A 1,816-nucleotide genomic window follows, 5' to 3' on the forward strand; every position below is an offset into this window, starting at 1 on the left:
CGGTTGGCGTGGTGTCGCCGCCCTTGCCACAGGCGCCGAGCAACAGCGCGAAGCCGAGCGCCAGCGGGTAGCGCAGCGCGTGCAGGCGCGTGGTCGTGTGGATCAGCATCGGGACGATCTCCTTGCGGATGCGGCGCAGGCCGCTCGATGGGAACAGCATAGCCGCCGCACGCGCGGCGCCGGGTTACGCGCTCTCGACGTCAGTGCGCGGCGCGTTCGCGCGCGACCAGCGCGTCGACGATGCGCAGCGTGTCTTCCGGCGACTGCCCGATCACGCGGTACTTGCCGTCGACGATCAGCGTGGGCGTGGAGTCGGCGCCGCTGCGCTCGAGGAAGGCGGCGTCGCGCTTCAGCTTCTGCGCGACGCCAGCGCTGTTCATGCGCTTCTCGAACTCGGCCGCGTTGGCGCCGTGCTGGCCGTAGAAGCCTGCGACCTGCTTGTCGGTCGCGATCGCGGGCGGCGTCGGCAGCGCGTGGTCGACATGCAGCGCATTGAAGAGCGCGGCGTGCGTTGACTGGACCAGACCCATTTCATCGGCCGCGTGGTACGCCTTCGCGAACGGTTGCCACCAGCCACCGAACGGCGCCGGCACGAGCACAAGGTTGACGTCCGGCTGCTGCTTCGCCTTCCACGCCTCGAGCATGGGCTCGAAGTGCGCGCAATGCGGGCACGTGTAGCCGAACACCTCGACCACCTCGATCTTGCCGGTCTCGGGCGAGAACGGCATCCCGTTGGCGATATCGACGTAGTCCTTGCCCGGAACCAGGCCGCCCGGCGACGCAGCGGGCGATGCCGTGCCTGCAGGCGTCTGGACCGGGGCGGGTGCGACCTTCGGCGGCACCTTCTCGCAGCCGCTGAGGGCGAGTAAGCCGGCGACAGCGAGGACGAGCAGGGCGGGGCGGTACGTCATGGCATGGCCTTCTGGGTTGCGGCGTCGATTATCGGGCGGCCGTGTGGCGCTTGGCGGCGAGTTCGCGGTCGACCAGCCAGCGCGCGGTGGCGAGCTGTTTGTCGCGCGAGTCGGCGGTGACCCGGTAGCGGCCGGCGACGATGAGGGTGGGCGTGCCGTCGACGCCGCTGCGAACGATGAATTCGCGTGCACGCTTCATCTGCGCGTCGACCGACGGTGCACGGTAAGCGGCAAGGAAACGCGCCGGTGCGATGCCGAAGCGCTGGTAGAACGTCGCGATCTCCTCGGGCGAGGCGGCGCTCAGCGGCAGGCTCTCGTCGACGTGCAATGCGTCGAACATCGCCTGGTGGCTGCGCGCCGCGACACCGAGCGCCTGCGCGGCGAAATAGGCGCGGGCGTAGGGCACCCAGTCGTCGCGGAAGTCGGCCGGCACGGGCACCAGCGCCGCCTGCGGCGGCAGCTTGCGCGCCCAGGCCTCGATGACCGGCTCGAAATGGGCGCAGTGCGGACACAGGTAGCCGAACACCTCGGCGACCTCGACCTTGCCGGGCGCCGCCTGGTACGGCGTACCGCCGTCGATGACGTCGTAATCCTGGCCCTGCACTGGCGCGGCGGGCGCGGCGGCCACGGCGCCGGTCGCGGCAAGCAGGCATACGGCGGCGAAGCGGAGCAGCAGGTTCATGCGGAGGATTCCGGAGGCAGATACGAAAAACGCCGACCGCGCATGGCACGGCCGGCGTCGATGCGGCGCGGTCGGCCGGTCACGTCGGACCGCCGCGCAGGCGCCGAGTTCAACCCTGCTTCGGCGTAGCGGCGGCCGGGGCTGCCGGAGTGGCGGCGGGTTTGACCGGGGCGGTCGTCTGCGCCGGCACGCTGGTCGGGGCTACGAGCGGCGTGGCCGGGGT

The 1,816-nt window shown here is 71.1% G+C and carries 2 protein-coding genes; both read right to left on the reverse strand.

Translation table 11 applies throughout. The features are described 5' to 3' along the window. Nucleotides 1-200: 200 nt before the first annotated feature. Nucleotides 201-911 carry a thiol:disulfide interchange protein DsbA/DsbL gene (locus FW784_RS13890; protein WP_149353916.1) on the reverse strand — a complete coding sequence of 237 codons (711 nt, stop codon included), beginning with the start codon at nucleotides 909-911 and terminating at the stop codon, nucleotides 201-203. Between the two features lie 28 nt (nucleotides 912-939). Then, nucleotides 940-1,593, reverse strand: a complete 654-nt coding sequence (locus FW784_RS13895; protein ID WP_149353917.1) for a thiol:disulfide interchange protein DsbA/DsbL — start codon at nucleotides 1,591-1,593, stop codon at nucleotides 940-942. Between the last annotated feature and the right edge of the window lie 223 nt (nucleotides 1,594-1,816).

Source organism: Cognatilysobacter lacus (assembly GCF_008274655.1).
Lineage (GTDB): Bacteria > Pseudomonadota > Gammaproteobacteria > Xanthomonadales > Xanthomonadaceae > Cognatilysobacter > Cognatilysobacter lacus.